This is a genomic window from Lawsonibacter sp. JLR.KK007 (assembly GCF_036941135.1).
Classification (GTDB): Bacteria; Bacillota; Clostridia; order Oscillospirales; family Oscillospiraceae; genus Lawsonibacter.
The window spans coordinates 1121995-1140446 of the sequence record NZ_JAYWSY010000001.1 but is presented as its reverse complement, the minus strand read 5'-3'; the positions used below and the strand labels follow the sequence as shown (position 1 = coordinate 1140446).

Genomic DNA, 18452 nt, shown 5'->3' with positions numbered 1-18452 from the left:
GCGGCGTTGAGAAAATGAAATTTTTTTACAAAAAAGGAAGCCGTCATCACATTCCTCCACCCGGCGGCGGGGCGTGACGCTCCTGCTTGGGGTCGCGGGGCGCGGATGCGGGAGCAATAGCTCCGGCGCCGTACTTAGCCCGGATCACGTCCATGGCTTCCTCTAACCGCTCTAGACGCTGGCGCTTTTTGTCCCGGTCAGCGGAGAAGAGGTCCAGTTGGGTACCGGCCGCCTCGGCAGGGAGCAAATAAATGGCGGTCACAGTAAGCGCCCGGACCGGGTTAGCCATATTCCAGCAGCAATCCGCCAGTTCCATGGCGGACTGTGTCAGTTCCCGGGCCAGATCGGTAGGCGGGTCCAGCCGCATCTGGCGGCTGATGTCACGGAATTCGGGGCTTCGAATGGCAAGGGATATTCCTTGACACATCATGCCGTGCTTGCGAAGGCGGACAGCTACCTGGTCGGCCAGCTGGGAGACGCCCGCCTTAACCTCGTCCCGGCCTTGCAGATTTTTGGGAAAGGTATAGCCGTTGCCTATCGACTTGGGAGGGGTATACTGTCCGGCAGGGGCAACGGGGGAGTGGTCCGCTCCGCTGGCAAAGTCGTGGAGCTGAGCGCCGTTTTTGCCTAAAAGGGAGAACAGCTGCTCCCGGTCGAAGGTAGCCAGATCACCGATGGTATGGATGCCAAATTTTTGAAAGGTCTGAGCGGCTGCCCGGCCCACGTAGAGCAGATCGGTGACTGGCAGGGGCCAGACCATGCTTTGGAACGTTTCCCGGGTGATAACGGTGGTGGCGTCCGGCTTTTTGTAGTCGCTGCCCAGCTTGGCAAACACCTTGTTGAAGGATACCCCTACTGAGATGGTCAGTCCGAAGCGGCTGCGGACCTCGTCCCGGAGGTGGTCGGCCAGAGCTTTGGCGTCCCCGCCAAAAAGATGGAGGGTGCCGGTGACATCCAGCCAGCTCTCGTCAATACCGAAGGGTTCCACCAGGTCGGTGTAGTCATGGTAAAGCGAATTCACTTTACGGGAAAGTTCCCGATACAGCCCGTGATGGGCGGGGAGAAGGACCAGGTCGGGACACTTTCGTTTGGCCTGCCAGATGGTCTCTGCCGTCTTCACCTGAAAGGCTTTGGCGGGCTCGTTTTTCGCCAGAATAATGCCGTGGCGGCTGGCCGGGTCGCCGCATACCGCCACCGGTTTGTGGCGCAGCTCCGGGTGGGACAGCAGCTCTACCGAGGCGTAAAAGCTATTCAGATCGCAGTGAAAAATAACCCGGTCCACCGTCCGCACCTCCTGTTGGCGAGGTTATTATACACCGTCCCATTTGAGAAGTCAAACTTTTGTTCTAATTTTCCTTGACAAATTTTGTGGCGGATGGTAAGATGAGGAAGAGGTGAGGCAGTATGGACTATGTCCCCGCCAAGCATCTGCTCCACCGGAGCAAATCCACGGAGTGGTTCGGCACCGACCACACCATGAACCTGTACCGTGGCTGCTGTCACGGCTGTCTGTACTGCGACAGCCGCAGCTCCTGCTACCAGAATCCGGATTTTGACCGGGTGACGGCCAAGGCAGACGCTCTGCGCATCCTCCGGGACGACCTGGCCCGAAAGGCGAAGCCCGCTTTTATCACCATGGGTTCCATGAGCGACCCTTACAACCCCTTTGAACGGGAGCTTCAGCTTACCCGCCACGCCTTGGAGCTGATCGACGCCTACCAGTGCGGGGTGGCGGCGGCCACCAAAAGCGACCTGATTACGCGGGATATCGACCTGTACCAGCTGATTCAGGAGCACTCTCCTGTGATCTGCAAGCTGACCATCACTACCACGGATGACACTTTGGCCGCCAAGCTGGAACCTCATGCGCCGCCGCCCAGTCAGCGGCTGGAGGCGCTGGAGAAGCTGTCCAGGGCAGGGGTGTTTGCCGGGGTTCTGCTGATGCCGGTACTGCCCTTTGTGGAGGATTCTTCGAAAAATGTCCTCTCTGTGGTGGATCGTGCCGCCCAGGCGGGGGCGCGGTTCGTCTATGCCGCCTTCGGCGTCACCATGCGGGATGGCCAGCGGGATTTTTTCCTCAACGGCCTGGACCGAGCCTTTCCGGGGATGGGGGAGAGGTACCGCAAGCGCTACGGCTCCCGTTACTACTGCTCCAGCCCCAGTGCCAAGGAGCTGTGGGCGCTGTTCTCCGCCCGGTGCCGGGAGCTGGGCCTGCTCTATGAGATGAAACACATCATCTCCGCCGCCACCCGGAGCTATGAGGACCGGCAGCTGAGTTTTTTTGATTGAGGTTTTTGGGAGCGCAAAAAAGCCTCCTTTTGAAAGGAGGTGCCCCAGTGCGCACACTGGGGCGGAGGATTGCATTTTGGCGAAGCCAAAATATGCGAAGCAAACGAGGGGTCGGGGACTTTTGTGGGGCGGAAACTTTGATTACTCCGTATGTTTTGCTTCGCAAAACGCAATCCTCAGTCAGCTTCGCTGACAGCTCCTTTCCAAAGGAGCCATTTGCCGCTGCGGCGGGACGATAAGGAGCTGCTTTCTTCCAGTGCCGGCAGCTGAGCTTTTTTAACGAATGATTGGAACACAAAACTCACATAAATGCTCCGCGATTTTTTGGGAAGAATAGCGTTCAATGATCGGTTTTGTATTGTCTATGGACAAGGTGAGCTGCCCAATATTTTGCCAGAAGGATGATACGCCCTGTTGTGTATGCTGAACTTCAAAGACAGCGTATGTTCCGTCGTCGATGCTGCGGGTGGGCAGGGGAATGACCGCATGCACAGGGATGATCAGGCCGACATCATATCTTAATTGTTCTGCCGGTGTGATAGTCGGGTCATCCAGCGGAATACCTAATATGGTGCTTTTCTCGTGAAGCAGGCCGTGCTGCGCTAAAAAGGCCTTCAAATTCTCCATTAGCTGACGATTTTCGGGTCCGTATGCCCCAGTGCGGCGCATATAAGCTATGGTAATGCTCTGAAATGTCTCGATTTTCAAAATGAATTGCCTCCAAATTATATTTAATTTTCTGGCCAGATAAGTTGATAATACAGGCAATTAAAATGAATTTCAAGCGTTTTTTTAACAAAACAGGCCCGCCCCAATGGGGCGGGCCTTCGCTTGAAAAAATTACTTGGCCAGAACCTTTTTCAGGCGGGCGAAGCGGGGCAGAGCGTTCTCGGTGGGGGCCTTGGCGTCGCCCTGGATGAGGGGCAGGGCGTAGTCGATGAAGGCCTGGGTGACGCCGTTCTGATCGGCGTTGATCCACTCCAGGGGGACCTTCTTCTCGAAGTTGGCCACCTCGGACAGGTTGAACAGCTTGGTCTGGCAGACGTACTTGCCGCCCTCGCGGGAGCACTCGAAGCCCACCATCTTGTCGGTCTCGCCGGCCACGGCGGCCTCCACGGCGGTCTTTCCGGCCAGGAAGGACTCGTCAATGTCGGTGCGGGAGGCAACGTGCGCGCCGCAGCGCTGGAGCAGGGACAGCTCGATGCCACGGACCTTGGCGCCGGTGCGCTCCTTGACCACGTTGGCCAGCAGAGCGGCCAGACCGCCCAGCTGGGCGTGACCGAAGCCGTCGGTAGCGGAGGTCTTGGCCTCGGAGACGAAAGTGCCGTCGGCATAGTGGATGCCCTCGGAGACGGCTACAATACAGTTGCCGTTGGCCTTATAGATGCGGTCCACATCGGCCAGGAACTTATCCATATCGAAATCCACCTCGGGGAGGTAGACCAGGTCGGGGGCGCAGCCCACCACTCCGGCCAGAGCGGCGGCGCCCGCCAGCCAGCCGGCGTGACGGCCCATGATCTCGATGACGGTCACCATGCCGGTGTCATACACCCGGGCGTCCTTGTACACCTCGGCGCAGGAGGTGGCGATATACTTGGCGGCGGAAGCGAAGCCGGGGCAGTGGTCGGTGCCGAACAGGTCGTTGTCGATGGTCTTGGGCACGCCCATGATGCGGCACTCATAGCCCACCTTCTGCATATACTTGGAAATCTTGTTGCAGGTGTCCATGGAGTCGTTGCCGCCGTTGTAGAAGAAGTAGCGCACGTCGTACTTTTTGAAAATCTCAAGGATGCGCTTGTAGTCGGTGTCGTCGGCGTCGGGGTCGGCGATCTTGTAGCGGCAGGAGCCCAGCTCGGAGGAGGGGGTATTGAGCAGCAGCTCCAGCTCCTTGGCGTCCTCCTGGCCCATGTCGTACAGCTTGTCGTTGAGCACGCCCTTGATGCCGTGGGCCGCACCGTAGACGGCGGTGATGTCGGGACAGTCCAGAGCGGTGCGGATGACGCCGTAGGCGCTGGCGTTGATGACGGAAGTGGGGCCGCCGGACTGACCGATAATCAGGGCGCCCTTTAATGTGTTGCTCATGTTGATTACCTCCAAATTCAAAATATCCTTTGTGGAATGGGTAATATTTTTAGCAGGGATATTATAGCAAAAACTTCTCCCTTTGTAAACGGGGAGAATAGCCTACCTTGTCTTGCATTTTAGCGCTGATAATGGTAAAATCAGAGTGGAAACAGGCAATGAAAAAGAAGAACCGCCACTTTCAAGGAATGCTTTCTCGCAAATTGACGAACAGACGCTGGTTTGAAGGGATAAGATAAATGGTATGAAGAAGAAATATATCATCCTCATCATTTCGGTGCTTGCTGTGACCGCAGGAATCACGGGTGTTCATTTGCTGGCCCGGCCCACCGTATTAGGTAATATGAGCAACAAGTATTCAACGCAGATCACGACAACTTCTAGCATCTCCTTTACAGGAGAAGCAGGCAGCAGGATCAAGTTTGTTTGTCAATCGGATGTTATGAGCGGAATTTTGGATATTACACTGTATGATGGGGCTGGCAATGCCGTATATACCTTGGATAACGCAAAAGAGCTGGCGGCCTATTTTACGCTGGAACGTTCTGGCACATATACGCTGGTCGCCAGTTGTGATAATTTTGTCGGAACGTATAAAGTTATTGTGTATTTAGACAAAATAAACTCACCAACAGTTTCCAGCTAATGGAGGAGGACTTCATTTTTTGGAAGCAAAATCCCCTTGGAACGCAGAACGCTGTTCACAAATCCCACAAAACTCCTGCCTGTCCCGCTGGAGTTTTTTTCCGCTGGGCAATTGCAATTTGGAGAAAATGTGGTAAAATAAAAAGGACTTAATTATAAGGAGGTTATTCCCATGCCCCTTGTTACTTCTACTGAAATGTTCAAGAAGGCCTATAACGGCGGTTACGCCATCGGCGCCTTCAACGTCAACAACATGGAGATCGTTCAGGGCATCACCGAGGCCTGTAAAGAGGAGAAAGCCCCTGTGATCCTGCAGGTTTCCAAGGGCGCCCGCGCCTATGCCAACCACACCTATCTGGTGAAACTGGTGGAGTCCGCCGTGATCGAATGCCCCGAAATCCCCATCGTGCTCCATTTGGACCACGGCGACAGCTTTGAGACCTGCAAGTCCTGCATCGACGGCGGCTTTACCTCCGTTATGATCGACCTGTCCTCCAAGTCCTTCGCAGAAAACATCGAGGGCACCAAGAAAGTGGTGGAGTACGCCCACGACCACGGTGTTGTCGTCGAGGCCGAGCTGGGCGCTCTGGCCGGGGTAGAGGACGAGGTCAGCGTCTCTGCTGAGGACTCCCACTACACCCGTCCTGAGGAAGTGGAGGAGTTCGTCTCCAAGACCGGCTGCGACTCTCTGGCCATCGCCATTGGCACCAGCCACGGCGCGTATAAGTTCACCGCCGCTCAGTGCACCCGCAACGAGAAGGGGGAGCTGGTCCCGCCTCCGCTGCGCTTCGACATTCTGGAGGAGGTCACCAAGCGTCTGCCCGGATTCCCCATCGTGCTCCACGGTTCCTCCAGCGTGCCCCAAGAGTATGTAAAAATGGTCAACGCCAACGGCGGCAAGATGCCCGACGCGGTGGGCATCCCCGAGTCTCAGCTGCGTGAGGCCGCCAAGAGCGCCGTGTGTAAGATCAACATCGACTCTGATCTGCGTCTGGCCATGACCGGCACTATCCGGCAGTTCTTCAGCGAGCACCCCGACAAGTTCGATCCCCGCGAGTACCTCAAGCCCGCCCGCGCCAACATCAAGGAGCTGGTTCGCCACAAGCTGGTGGACGTTCTGGGCTGCAACGGCAAGGCTTAAGTCACCTGAGATCCGAAAAGGAGCGCCTCGGCGCTCCTTTTTTTGTGTCGAACCGGCGGGAAACCTTTTTAGCCGCTGTAATGCTTGCCCAATGGAGCAAAGCGTGATAAGATAAACGAAACAAATTCAGAGAGGAGGGATGTCGGAGCCCGGATTCGGTCCATTATTTCAGGTCAACAAAATAAAAATTTTGTTGACCTGGGTGGAGGCTGAGGAAGGTATTTCTGGGCTCTGACCTGATTTTGGACTACCGTACCGAAGCTCCGCCTATCCTGCGGGATTTTCTGGTCTATCACGAGACCATTCAAGGTCATTCCCGTCGGACGGTGGATGAATACTACTTGGATCTGAGAAACTTTTTTCGGTTCCTGAAGCAAAGCAAAGGTCTGGCGGCCAAGGATGTTCCGCTGAACGGCATCTCCATTGATGACGTGGACCTGGCGCTGGTTAAGGACATTTCACTGACCGACATCTATTCCTACATGAGCTACTTGTCTCGGGAACGCGGCCTGAACAACACCTCACGGGCTCGCAAGGTCGCCACGATCCGGTCGTTTTACAAGTACCTTACCAACAAGGCTAAGCTGCTGGACGTCAACCCCGTTCAGGACCTGGACCCGCCTAGGCAAAAGAAAACTCTGCCAAAATATCTGAATTTGGAGGAAAGCCTGGATCTTTTGGACAGTGTAGACGGTAAAAATTCCAGCCGGGACTATTGTATTTTGACCTTATTTCTGAACTGCGGCCTGCGAATCTCGGAGCTGGTTTCCCTGAATAAGACAGATGTTCGAGACGGTCAGCTGCGGGTGCTGGGCAAGGGCAACAAGGAGCGGATGCTGTATCTCAACGATGCCTGTCAGAAAGCTCTGTTGGACTGGCTCACTGAACGGGACGCCCTGACGCTGGCGGATCAGAACGCACTGTTTGTCACCCTTCAGAACCGGCGGCGCATCTCCAAGGCGGCGGTCCACAAGCTGGTAAAAAAACATCTGACCGCCGCAGGGCTGGACAGCACCCAGTATTCCTCCCACAAGCTGCGCCACACGGCGGCGACGCTGATGCTGCAGAACGGCGTGGATGTACGCACCCTTCAGGAGGTACTGGGCCACGATCACTTGAACACGACCCAAATCTACACCCATGTGGACAGCGACAACCTGCGCGCTGCCGCCAAAGCCAATCCGCTGAGCGGTGCGAAGCAGCGGAAAAGGCCCAAAAAAGACGATAAAGACGGCTGATTTTTATTATTAAGTGAGGTTTTTGGATGGATATCTTCTATTTTGCTGTTGTGATGCTGTCTCCGGCCGCTATGCTTGTGGTGGGGCTGTTGTGGAAAATTTCCCCTCCCCCTTACCGATCCAAGGGCTTGGCCTACAGCACAGAGCTGACACAAAAGAACCCGGACGCCTGGGCTATGGCTCACCGGCACTGCGCCAGACTTTGGACCCGCATCGGGATCATCAGCGGAGCGGCCAGCGCGGCGCTCATGATTCTGTTTCAAGAGGACTGCTCCTCCTTTTGGGTGTGGCTGATCGTGGGGCAGATGGTGTTGTTTTGTGTGTCCGTATTCATGATCGACCTGCTGCTGAAGAATACCTTTCACAACGAAGAGAAATAGGAAAAGCGCCTGTCCGTCTGGACAGGCGCTTTCTATAGAGTTCTTCTGTGTTCATCTTTTTCAGAACGGTATGTTACCGTTCATCGGATGAAAGCCTTACTAATAAGAACGCCATTCAAGCAGGAACTTACAATTCGATCAGCTCATAGGTCCTGGAACCCAAGCCAATCTTTTCGGCGTGCTCCAGACAGCTACGCCACTCCGACTCCGGTGTGGAATTGGTGAAGTGATCGTGGTGGTCGTGGAACTTCGGGTCGGCCAGATGTCTGGCCAGCTGGCTGTCCGGCATAGGCTCGGCGGCAAGGCAGGCGTCCACGCAGGCTTGATCCAGGGCCAGAGGGTCGGTGGATACGAACATACCCAGGTTGGGCAGGATGGGCACGTCATTTTCCCCGTGACAGTCACAGTTGGGCGACACATCCACCACTAGAGAGATGTGGAACTGAGGACGGCCGTCTACCACCGCTTTGGTGTACTCCGCCATGCGGCAGTTCAGGGCTGCCTGGGCATTATCATTTGTAAAGTAGATGGCATCAAAATTGCAGGCACCTAAACAGCGGCCGCATCCAACGCAGTTGGCTGCATCCACAGACATTTTCATCATGTGCTCGTCGAACACCAGTCCGCTGTTGGCGCACTCCCGCTGGCAGCGGCGGCAGCCCCGGCAGGCGCTGGCGTTGATCTTGGGCTTGCCGCTGGCGTGCTGCTCCTTCTTCCCCGCCCTGGAGCCGCAGCCCATACCGATATTTTTGATGGCCCCGCCGAAGCCGGTCATCTCGTGGCCCTTGAAGTGCGTCAGGCTGATGAACACGTCGGCGTCCATAATGGCCCGGCCGATTTTGGCCTCGGTCACGTACTCGCCGCCCGCCACCGGGACAGCGACATCATCCGTCCCCTTCAGCCCGTCGCCAATGATGATGGGACAGCCCACCGTCAGCGGAGTAAAGCCGTTCTGCCAGGCGCACTCCAGGTGCTCCAGAGCGTTTTTGCGGCTGCCGGGGTACATGGTGTTGCAGTCGGTGAGGAAGGGCTTGCCGCCCAGCTCCTTGACCACGTCTACTACCGCCCTGGCATAGTTGGGCCGCAGATAGCTGACGTTGCCCAGCTCGCCAAAATGCATCTTGATGGCGACGAATTTGCCGTCCAGGTCCAGCTTCTGGATGCCGGCCCGCAGGATCAGCTTTTTCAGTTTGGTGGGCAGACCGTCACCAAAGGCTTGCGTATGGAAGTCTGTAAAATAAACCGTGGAAGCTTGCATGTATTATCCTCTCCTCCGTTGATTTGCTGTTTACTATACCATATGAAGTATACTTTAAGTCAAGGGGGAATCTTATGTCTTGGCCCGTTTTGCCTCAAGAATGCCCGGGATGATGGAGCACAGAGAACCGGCCACGATCAGGACCACACCGGCGAACATACTCTGGGAGATCTCCTCCCCGTGGACGATCCAGGCCAAAATTGGCGACAGAGCCGGCTTGAAGAAGTAGACCAGCGACACCACACTGGCCGGCTGGTACTCCATAGCCAGGAAATAGGTGCAGAAGCCGATACCCGCCACACCCACCGAAACAAAGAGCACATAGGGCAGATTTTGTGGAGTGTAGCCTGCGAAAACGGGGATGTAGGAAAAGCTGTCCAGTCCGATACCCTGGAACAGCTGAGCCACAGCTGGGACATGGGTAAGCAGGATAAATGCCAGCACGATCAGGCTGCCAAAGAGGAAGCTGAAGCAGGTGACCACCGCGCCGCCGAACTCCGCCACCTTTCGCTTGCCCATCACACCGTAGATGGAGAACAGCAGGGTAGACAGCAGAGCCAGGAACACCCCCGTCATGTTCAGCTTGGCGTCCCAGGGGCTGATGATAACCACCGTACCCAGGATTTCCAGCGCCAGCGCCACAATATGGCGGGGCTTGATCGGCTCTTTCAGGAGAAAGTAGGCCAGAAATGTGACAAAAACCGGGTTGCAGCTGAACATCACCGCCGCCACAGAGGAATTGGTATAGCTCACCGCCATGTGGAGGATGGGCATGCACAGTGCAATGCCCACAAAGCCCAACAGGGCAAAATAGGCCACGCTCCCACGGTCCAGCTGCTTGCTGCGCTTTTTCAGGGTACGCAGGGCGATGGGCAGCAGGAACAGAAAGCCAATGGAAAAGCGGCACAGAGTCAGCTGCACCGAGTTGATCTGTCCAGCCACAAACTTCAGCACGACCTCGAAGGAGGTGAACATGACCACTGCGACAGCAATGTAAAAATATCCTTTTTTCACAGTCCCTCTCCCCTTTTCTCTCAGCGCAGAAGCTCTGAAAATTCCTCCTCGGTCAGAACGGGAATCCCCAGCTCCTGGGCCTTGCGCAGTTTGGAGCCTGCCGCCTCCCCCGCCACCACGTAGGTGGTCTTTTTGGAGACAGAACCTGCCGCTTTGCCGCCCCTGGCCTCGATCATGCCGCTGGCCTCGTCCCGGGTGAATTGCTGCAATGTGCCGGTGAGGACAAAGGTCATGCCGGCGAAACGCTGGTCGCTTCCCTGCTCCGCCGCCGTCATGTTGACGCCGGCCTCCTTCAGCCGCTGGATCAGGTGCTGACTCTGAGGGCTGGCCATCCACTCCAGAATGCTTTGGGCGGTGATTTCGCCGATGTCGTCCACGGCGACCAGTTCCTCCAAGGTTGCGTTCTGCAGCGCGTCCAAGGTGTGGAACCGGGCGGCCAGGATCTTACCCGCCTTCTGACCCACCTGGCGGATGCCGAAGGCGTAAATCAGCCGGGACAGATCCTGTCCCTTGGATCTCTCCAGCGCAGCCATCAGATTTTTTGCGGATTTTTTCCCCATCCGATCCAGCTTGGCGATCTCTTCCTCCTTCAAAAAGTACAGGTCGCCGGGGGTCTTGACGAATTCTGCAGCCACCAGATTTTCAACCACCGCAATGCCCAGGCCGTCGATGTCCATGGCGTCCCGGCTGGCGAAGTGGGCCAGATTGCGCAGGAGCTGAGCGGGACACTCCGCTCCTGTACAGCGGGTGTGAGCCCCCTCCTCGTCCCGTTCGACAGGCGCTCCGCACACCGGGCAGACTTTTGGCAAGACGTAAGGCGTTGTCCCCTCGGGGCGCTTCTCCAGGACCACGGAGAGTACCTCGGGAATGATTTCCCCCGCCTTGCGTACCAGGACCGTATCGCCGATCCGGATATCCTTTTCCCGGATGAAGTCCTGATTGTGGAGGGTGGCGTTGGTGACGCTGGTCCCGGCCAGACGGACCGGTGTCAGGACAGCCTTGGGGGTCAGCACTCCGGTGCGGCCCACCTGGACCACAATGTCCACGACCTGGGCGGGCTTCACCTCCGGAGGGTACTTATAAGCGGCGGCCCAGCGGGGAAATTTGGCAGTAGAGCCTAGTATCTCACGCTGTGACAGGTTATTTACCTTTACAACCGCGCCATCAATGTCAAAGGGAAACGTTTCTCGGGTCTCTCCGATTTCGGTGATCCGTTCCCCGGCCTGAGCCGCCTGGGCACAGCTGTCATGCGGAATCACTTTAAAGCCCTTGTCCTGCAGATATTGCAGCGTCTCCAAATGGGTGGCAAAGGACATGCCCTCCGCAAATTGAACGTTAAATACCGCAATGTCCAGCTTTCGGGTGGCGGCGATTTTCGGATCAAGCTGCCGCAAGGAACCGGCGGCGGCGTTGCGGGGATTTGCAAACAGGGCCTCTCCCCTGCGCTCGCGCTCCTCATTCAGGTCATGGAATACCTTTTTGGGCATATAAACCTCACCCCGGACGATGAGCCGGGCGGGGGCATCCGGGATTTTGAGCGGGATAGAGCGCACAGTGCGCAGATTCTCGGTGACATCCTCCCCTACCTGACCGTCCCCACGGGTGGCTCCCCGAACAAATAAGCCGTTCTCATACTCCAGCGCAACAGACAGGCCGTCCACCTTGGGTTCGACCACATACTCGGCATCCGGGACCACGCCCTTCACCCGTTGGTCGAACGCCTCCAGCTCCTCAAAGTCAAACACATCCTGGAGGGACTCCAGCGGCACCTGATGCGTGACCTGAGTAAACGCCTCCAGCGCCTGTCCCCCCACCCGCTGGGTGGGCGAATCCGGCGTGACCGCCTCCGGATGGGCGGCTTCCAGTTTCTCCAAACGGCGCAGCTTGTGGTCATAGTCGTAGTCGGACATGACGGGCTTGTCCAGAACATAATACTCATAGCCCGCCTGGGTCAGTTCCTGGCGCAGCGCCTGAATTTCGGAATAGTCATCCATAATGATTTCCTCCTCTGGGGCGGCATTGAAAGTTTGCAGTGAAAGTTGGGGCCACGGTCCGCAGCAACCAAAAGATCCAGAAGCCTGCCAGTGCCCCTGTGGTATTCAGGATCACATCGTCGATGTCGGTGCTGCGGCCGATGAAAAACTGGGTGAATTCGATGATGACGGAGGAGCAAAAGCCCGCCAGCAGAGACTTCCACCACTGGGGCCTGCGCCAAAGCAGCGCGGTGAAAAAGCCCACTGGGGTAAAGATGCCGATGTTGGCCAACATCATAAACATGACCCAAGGGCCGCGAAAGGCCCGGAAAATCTCCTGAAAGGGTTCCAGCTGAAGCGTTTGGAGCTGAAGCTGGAGATCCACCGCCGGGATCACGGGCCGGGCGCCCGCCAACACGGCCCGCCAGTGCCAGGCGGTCCAAAAGCAGGCGGGGAATACGGTCAGAGCAGCCAGCCCGGCGGCAAATGTGACGAACAGGAGCAGCCCCCCCTCCCGCCACGGGCCGCTGGACAGCCCCAGCCGGGCCAGCCGCCTGCAGCGCCAGGGCCGAAGCAGGAAAAAGAGGACCAGCGCGGCGCACATGCAGGGCAGCATTTGCAGTGCGTACTCCCAAATATTCCCAAGGTACCACCAAAGGGTCTCAGTCAGGCTCATTGGTATATTTTCCCTTCTACGATTTGAGGACAGCGTCCCCTACCTGTAAATAGGTGTCCGGTACCTGGCCTATGATCACCGTCTCAGCCACACAGAGCCGGGTCTCCACCGTGACCTCCACCCTCCCGCCGGGGAGCAGCAGCGTCATGGGGACCGTTACCTCCATCCAGATACGGTGAAGGGTCTGGTTTACCCCGGCGGAGGTAAACTGACTGTCAAACTCCGCCCGCACCGTTCCTACCGTCATGGCCCGGGCCTTCAGTGCCGGTCCCTTGGCCCACAGGGGTTCCAGGTCAAAGAGACTGCCCAGCGGAACCTGGATGTCGGAGACGTCCACTTCCTCCAACGCGGCCAGGATGGCGGCGGTCAGCTCCGCCCGGAGCAGGTTCATCTGCGCCATATCGGTGGTCAAAGCGGTAATGCTCCCGCCTTCGTCCCGCTGAATGGAAACGAAATCGCTATAGCTGACCTGACGGGCGGCCAAATCAGCGGTGACCGCACGCTCAATCACTGCGGTCATCGTATTTTGCGCCTGGGCCGCGGCAACCTCTGCCACAACCGGACGCAGCTTGGCTTCCAGCAGGGTGATCATCGACGCGGCCACCAACAGAGCCACGGCAAGGGTCACAAACAGTGGATGGGGACCGTCCTCTCTCCACAGGAGCGGCCGGCGCTTTGCCGGACGGCGGATCCGCCGCCTCAATTCCCTCCGCCAAGGCGCCATCGCCATATCCTCACCCCCTATGGTCAGGATATTCGAACGCTGGCTTGACCCATCACTGAAAAATGGTTTACATGGAGGGGATCACAGTCCCCCCAACAACTCCTGCACCGCCAGCAGCACCCCTAGCTTTCCCGACTCGTAGGTCAGTCCCCCCTGGAGATAGACGGTGTAGGGCTCCCGCATGGGGGCGTCGGCGGACAGCTCGATGGACGCGCCCTGAATGAAGGCTCCAGCGGCCATGATCACTTGGCAGTCATACCCCGGCATGTCCCAGGGCTCAGGCGTAACATAGGAATCAACCGGCGCGCCAAACTGGATTCCCTTGCAGAACTTTTTCAGGGCGTCCGGCTCCCGCATATGGATCATCTGGATGATGTCGTGGCGGACCGCTGAGGAGTGAGGCTCGGTCTCATAGCCCAGGAGTTCCATCACCCTGGCGGAAAAGACAGCTGTCTTCAACGCCTGGGCCACTGTGTGAGGAGCCAGAAACAGTCCCTGATAAAGCAGCCGGTTCTGGCCCAGGGTGCAGCCGCACTCCCCGCCGATGCCGGGGACCGTGAGCCGCATGGCGGCGCCCTCCACCAGGTCCCTTCGTCCGGCGATGTAGCCTCCGGTGGGCGCTAAGCCGCCGCCGGGATTCTTGATCAGAGACCCCACCACCAAATCGGCCCCCACATGGGTGGGCTCGGTGGTCTCCACAAACTCGCCGTAGCAGTTGTCCACCAGAACGGCCGCGTTGGGGTTGGCCTCCTTGATGATCCGGCACATTGCCCCGATCTCAGCCACCGAGAGGGACGCACGGGTGGAATAACCTCTGGACCGCTGGATCAGCACCGCCTTCACACGGGGATCGGCGGCGGCTTTGGCGATTTCTTCCAGGTCGGGCTTGTTGTCCAGAAGCTCTACCTGCCGGTACTCCACCCCGTAGTCCTTCAGGGAACCGGGTCCCTTATCCACCGCGCCCACAACGCCCAGCAGGGTGTCGTAAGGTGCGCCGACAGCGGATACCAGCACGTCGCCGCTTTTCAGCGCTCCGAACAGGGCGCAGGCGATGGCGTGGGTGCCGTTGACAAACTGAATCCGCACCAGAGCGGCCTCGGTGCCAAACAGGCTGGCATAGATCTCGTCCAGTTTATCCCGGCCCAGATCGTCGTAGCCGTAGCCGGTGGTGCCGGCAAAATATCCGTCGGCCACCCGATGCTCCTGGAAGGCCGCCAGCACCCGTGCGGTATTCTCCCCTGCAATGGCGTCGATACGGGCAAATTCCCCGGTCAGCTGTTCCTGGGCCTGGATACCCAGCGCTTTGACACGTTCATTGAGCTGTAAATGCATATTACTTGTCAGTCCTGTCTGTTTCAGTGTAGAATCAGAGATCGTTTACCAGCTGCTTAAAGAGTTTGCCCCGTTCCATAAAGTTCTTAAACCGGTCAAAGGCGGCGCAGGCCGGGGACAGCACCACCACATCGCCCTCCTGGGCCGCATCCCGGGCGGTGGTGACGGCGGCGGACAGGTCTTCCGCCTCAATGAGCGTCAGGCCGCTTTCTGCAAAGCCCTCCGCCTCTTCCACCGCCTTGCGGATGGCAGACGCAGTGTCACCGGTGAGGATCAGTACCTTGACATGGCGCACGATCTCCACTCCAAGCTGAGTAAAGGGAACTCCCTTGTCATATCCTCCGGCGATCAGGATCAGCTTCTGCTGAAACGAATCCAGGCAGGCCATCGTTCGGGTGGGGCTGGTCCCGATGGAGTCGTTGTAGTACGTTACGCCGTCCAGCTCCCGCACCAGCTCGATGCGGTGCTCCACTCCGGTAAACCGCTGGGCCACCGCCCGGACGCACTTGTCGGGAACGATGCCGTCCACCGCCGCAATGGCGGCCATATAGTTTTCGATGTTGTGGACTCCAGGGATGTGGATGTCCGCCATTGGCAGGACCTCCCGGCTGCCCATATCGTTGGTCAGCCAGATGGCGCCGTCCCGGACATATACCCCCTCCTCCAGCCGCTGTTTGCGGCTGAAGAGCATAGTCCGTCCCACCGCCGCCTTGGCCAGGGACCGGGTAATGTCGTTGTCATAGTTAAAGATGGCCCGGTCCTGAGGGCTTTGATGACAGAAGATGTTCAGCTTTGCCTCGGTGTACTCCTCCATGGTGTGATGGTAGTCCAGGTGGTTGGGAGACAGATTGGTGAACACCGCCACATTGGGACTGCGGTCCATGCTCATCAGCTGGAAGGAGGACAGTTCCACCACAGCGATGTCGTCGGACGTCATGCCGTCGACGTCGGGCAGGAGCGGACGGCCGATGTTGCCGCCCAGATAGACGTTCAGTCCCGCCTCTTTCAGAAATTCGCTGATGAGGGTGGTGGTGGTGGTCTTCCCGTCGCTGCCCGTCACGCCGATGATCCGGCAGGGACACAAGCGGAAAAACAGTTCCATCTCCGAGGTGAGGACGCTCCCCCCTTCCACCGCCTTCAGCAACTCCGGCGTGTTGGGGCTGAGGCCGGGGGTGCGGAAGATGACGTCAGCCTTGTGGATCTTTTCCAGATAGCCCGGTCCCAGTCTGAGCTTGGCTCCCAGGCTCTCCAGCTCTGAGGCCACCTCCCCTGCCCTCTCCCGGGACGACTTGTCGCAGACGGTGACCTTCAGGCCGGCCCGCAGCAGCGTGCGGATCAGAGGGGTGTTGCTCACCCCCATGCCGATCACGGCGATGGACTGGCCCCGAAGGCTCTCCAAATAGGTGGACATGGTGGACATAGAACGTCCTCCTTCCATTCTTTTCTTCTCTTTTTATATTACCATATTCTGCTGGATAATTCAATCATAACCCCGTCGAAAATGGCCCGCACGGCAATCTGCCGCGCGGGCCGTTATGCTGCTTGGTTCAGGCAAGCTGCAGCTCCCGGATTTCCTGGCTGTGACGCCTCACGGTCAGCTCCAAGATCTTGGTCCGGTCCTTCAGAGGCTCGAACTCCTCCTGGGGAACAAATCGGTCCCACAGCGCCTTCTGGCCCTCTAACAACAGATTCAGGGTCCGCTGCAGGTCGGTGTCGACGTATACCCGGATTCCGTCCACCTTGGTCTCCAGCTGAGTATAGCTGCTCTGCAGTTCCTGCACATCGCCCTTCAGCGTCTGGACGTCCTCCCTCAGCGCCTGAACATCCTCCTTCAGTGCGTGGAGGTCCTGTCTCACGGGCTCCATTGTGGCGGATACGGCCTGGCCGATCGCTTGCAGCAGTTCCTGATCTGTCATGGTGTTCTCTCCTTGTCCGTTACGCCCGGGGGTGGGCCTTTTTGTATACGTCCTTGATTTTCTGATTGATCAGCTTGGAGTAGATCTGCGTGGAGGAAATATCCGCATGCCCCAGCATCTCTTGGATGGAGCGGAGGTCGGCTCCGTTTTCCAGCAGATGGGCGGCAAAGGAGTGGCGCAGGGTGTGGGGCGTAATGTCCTTTTGAATGCCGGCCTTCTCCTGATAGTGCTTGATGAGCTTCCAAAAACCCTGGCGGCTCATCCGTTCGCCGCTCATGTTGACGAAAAGGGCTGTCTCGTCCGGCGCATCCACCAGCTGGGGGCGCACATTGTTTATGTACTCCGCCAAAGCCCGAATAGCAGCTGGATACAGAGGAATGACGCGCTCCTTGCCCTTGCTGAAGCATTTGAGCACTCCGCCGGGCAGATTCAGGTCATCGACGTCCAGCTCGATCAGCTCGCTGACCCGGATGCCGGTGGCATAGAGCAGCTCCAGCATGGCCCGGTCTCGATAGCCCTTCAGGTCGGTGCATTCGGGCTGTTCCAGAAAGAGCTCCACCTCTTTGCTGGTGAGTACCTGGGGCAGCTTGCGCTCGACTTTGGCGGGCGACACTCCCTTGGCCGGATTGCGGATCACATATCCCTTGGTTGCCAGGCAGGAGTAAAAGGATTTGATGGAGGCCACCGACCGGGTGACTGTGGCCGGAGATTTGCCGCGCTTGATCAGGGAGTTGGCATAGTCCTCCACGTCCCGGGTCACCACTTGAGTGAGCTCTACCCCCCGCCCGTCCATAGCTGCGGCAAACTGGTTGACGTCTCGGAGGTAGGAGCTGACGGTATTGGCCGAGGCCCGCTTTTCAGTTTTTAAAAAGTCCTCATAGTCCGACAGCAGCTCCGACACGTTCTCAACTCCCCGCACAAAAGTTTACAGGACCACTCGGGCAATCCCCCGCAGCAGTACCGGGACTACCCAACACTCCAGGAGTCCCGCCGCCAGAGCCAGGCCCACACACAGCCCGGCCCGGCACCAGTAAGCGCCGTTGAGCGGCAGTCCGCCCCTTCCTTCTCCCAGAGCCCTCCGAAGCAGCTGCTGGGCGGAGAGGAAACCGGGCACGCCCGCCATAAACAGAGCGGGCGCCCACAACAGAGCGGGCAGTCCAAACAGAACAAAGGCAGGAAACAGTCCTCGCCCTCCGAAGACCCGGCAGAAGCAGGCCACCGGAAAGGAGAAGAAAAAACCGCGCACCCCAAAGAGGATCGGAAACCCGGCCAGCCCCAAGGCCGTCAGGCCCAGGATCAAGGCAGCCAGCAGGTATTTTACCTGGTCCCACAGCACCGGCCAATGGCTTCGCGGCAGCTCGCCCTGCTGCGCCAGGGTCAGGTAATCTGCCAGGTAGCTGCTCAGCTCCTCCGCGCCGGCTCCGCCGGACAGGGCGGCCAGAAGACAGCCTGCCGCACCGCCGGTCAGGAACGCGGCGGCCAGTACAGCCAGCGCACCGTTCTGTTCCGACAGCAGGTCCCACTTTTTGCTCATTCCCATAAGCGTCACCTCATCAACAGCTTATGAGGAGGGGAGAGGGAATAGACGTGGTATCGGGGGACCGCCTCTCTATTTGGTAAGTCTTACTATAACGCTTCCCGGCCCTTTGCGCAAGGGGGTTTTGCAATTTTCTCCGTTTTCGCCAATTCTTTTAACTTGTTATGTTAATTGCATTATGTAAACCTAGGAACCATAAAGCTGCCGGACCCCAGCAAAAGTGGGGTCCGGCAGTCAAAATCCGGTG

At 58.0% G+C, this 18452-nt stretch carries 18 protein-coding genes; 5 read left to right on the top strand and 13 right to left on the bottom strand.

Translation table 11 applies throughout. The annotated features are described in order from the left end of the window. Positions 1–46 precede the first annotated feature (46 nt). Positions 47–1282 (bottom strand): DNA polymerase IV, encoded by a 1236-nt coding sequence (gene dinB / locus VV088_RS06365; RefSeq protein WP_334599938.1) that lies wholly within the window; start codon positions 1280–1282, stop codon positions 47–49. Positions 1283–1404: 122 nt separating this feature from the next. Between dinB and VV088_RS06360 the strand changes: the two genes are divergently transcribed. Further along, positions 1405–2289 (top strand): SPL family radical SAM protein, encoded by an 885-nt coding sequence (locus tag VV088_RS06360; RefSeq protein ID WP_334599937.1) that lies wholly within the window; start codon positions 1405–1407, stop codon positions 2287–2289. Between the two features lie 276 nt (positions 2290–2565). Here VV088_RS06360 and VV088_RS06355 read toward each other — a convergent pair whose 3' ends face one another. Next, positions 2566–2997, bottom strand: a complete 432-nt coding sequence (locus tag VV088_RS06355) for an AraC family transcriptional regulator (protein WP_334599936.1) — start codon at positions 2995–2997, stop codon at positions 2566–2568. 132 nt (positions 2998–3129) lie between these two features. Then, positions 3130–4371 carry a 6-phosphofructokinase gene (locus tag VV088_RS06350; protein ID WP_334599935.1) on the bottom strand — a complete coding sequence of 414 codons (1242 nt, stop codon included), beginning with the start codon at positions 4369–4371 and terminating at the stop codon, positions 3130–3132. 244 nt (positions 4372–4615) lie between these two features. Between VV088_RS06350 and VV088_RS06345 the strand changes: the two genes are divergently transcribed. From VV088_RS06345 to VV088_RS06330, 4 genes are all read left to right on the top strand, one after another. Continuing rightward, positions 4616–5017: a hypothetical protein gene (locus VV088_RS06345; RefSeq protein WP_334599934.1), complete on the top strand. Its 402-nt coding sequence runs from the start codon at positions 4616–4618 to the stop codon at positions 5015–5017. Between the two features lie 171 nt (positions 5018–5188). Continuing rightward, complete coding sequence (fba, locus tag VV088_RS06340; protein WP_334599933.1) at positions 5189–6157, top strand: class II fructose-1,6-bisphosphate aldolase; 969 nt, start codon at positions 5189–5191, stop codon at positions 6155–6157. A gap of 239 nt (positions 6158–6396) precedes the next feature. Next, positions 6397–7395 (top strand): tyrosine recombinase XerC, encoded by a 999-nt coding sequence (locus VV088_RS06335; protein WP_334600468.1) that lies wholly within the window; start codon positions 6397–6399, stop codon positions 7393–7395. Positions 7396–7421: 26 nt separating this feature from the next. Next, complete coding sequence (locus VV088_RS06330; protein WP_334599932.1) at positions 7422–7775, top strand: SdpI family protein; 354 nt, start codon at positions 7422–7424, stop codon at positions 7773–7775. A gap of 127 nt (positions 7776–7902) precedes the next feature. Here the strand turns inward: VV088_RS06330 and VV088_RS06325 are convergent, their stop codons facing one another. From VV088_RS06325 to VV088_RS06280, 10 genes are all read right to left on the bottom strand, one after another. Beyond that, entirely contained in the window at positions 7903–9033 is a 1131-nt protein-coding gene (locus VV088_RS06325) for a DUF362 domain-containing protein (protein ID WP_334599931.1), read from the bottom strand. Positions 9034–9105: 72 nt separating this feature from the next. Beyond that, positions 9106–10047 (bottom strand): DMT family transporter, encoded by a 942-nt coding sequence (locus VV088_RS06320; protein WP_334599930.1) that lies wholly within the window; start codon positions 10045–10047, stop codon positions 9106–9108. A 20-nt stretch (positions 10048–10067) separates the two neighbouring features. Then, positions 10068–12041: an NAD-dependent DNA ligase LigA gene (ligA, locus tag VV088_RS06315; protein ID WP_334599929.1), complete on the bottom strand. Its 1974-nt coding sequence runs from the start codon at positions 12039–12041 to the stop codon at positions 10068–10070. After that, a complete protein-coding gene (locus VV088_RS06310) occupies positions 12034–12696 on the bottom strand; it encodes a VanZ family protein (protein ID WP_334599928.1) in 663 nt (220 codons plus the stop codon). Before VV088_RS06310 ends, ligA begins: the two co-directional genes overlap by 8 nt. Before the next feature lie 16 nt (positions 12697–12712). Then, on the bottom strand, positions 12713–13426 hold the full coding sequence (gene yunB, locus VV088_RS06305; RefSeq protein WP_334599927.1) for a sporulation protein YunB: 714 nt from the start codon (positions 13424–13426) through the stop codon (positions 12713–12715). 75 nt (positions 13427–13501) lie between these two features. Beyond that, positions 13502–14752, bottom strand: a complete 1251-nt coding sequence (locus tag VV088_RS06300) for a methionine gamma-lyase family protein (protein ID WP_334599926.1) — start codon at positions 14750–14752, stop codon at positions 13502–13504. Positions 14753–14786: 34 nt separating this feature from the next. Further along, on the bottom strand, positions 14787–16172 hold the full coding sequence (gene murD, locus VV088_RS06295) for a UDP-N-acetylmuramoyl-L-alanine--D-glutamate ligase (RefSeq protein WP_334599925.1): 1386 nt from the start codon (positions 16170–16172) through the stop codon (positions 14787–14789). Positions 16173–16299: 127 nt separating this feature from the next. Continuing rightward, positions 16300–16668: a hypothetical protein gene (locus VV088_RS06290; RefSeq protein ID WP_334599924.1), complete on the bottom strand. Its 369-nt coding sequence runs from the start codon at positions 16666–16668 to the stop codon at positions 16300–16302. Between the two features lie 19 nt (positions 16669–16687). Further along, positions 16688–17569, bottom strand: coding sequence for a site-specific tyrosine recombinase XerD (gene xerD / locus VV088_RS06285; protein ID WP_334599923.1), 882 nt, complete (start codon positions 17567–17569; stop codon positions 16688–16690). 24 nt (positions 17570–17593) lie between these two features. Then, complete coding sequence (locus VV088_RS06280) at positions 17594–18208, bottom strand: stage II sporulation protein M (RefSeq protein WP_334599922.1); 615 nt, start codon at positions 18206–18208, stop codon at positions 17594–17596. Positions 18209–18452: the final 244 nt, after the last annotated feature.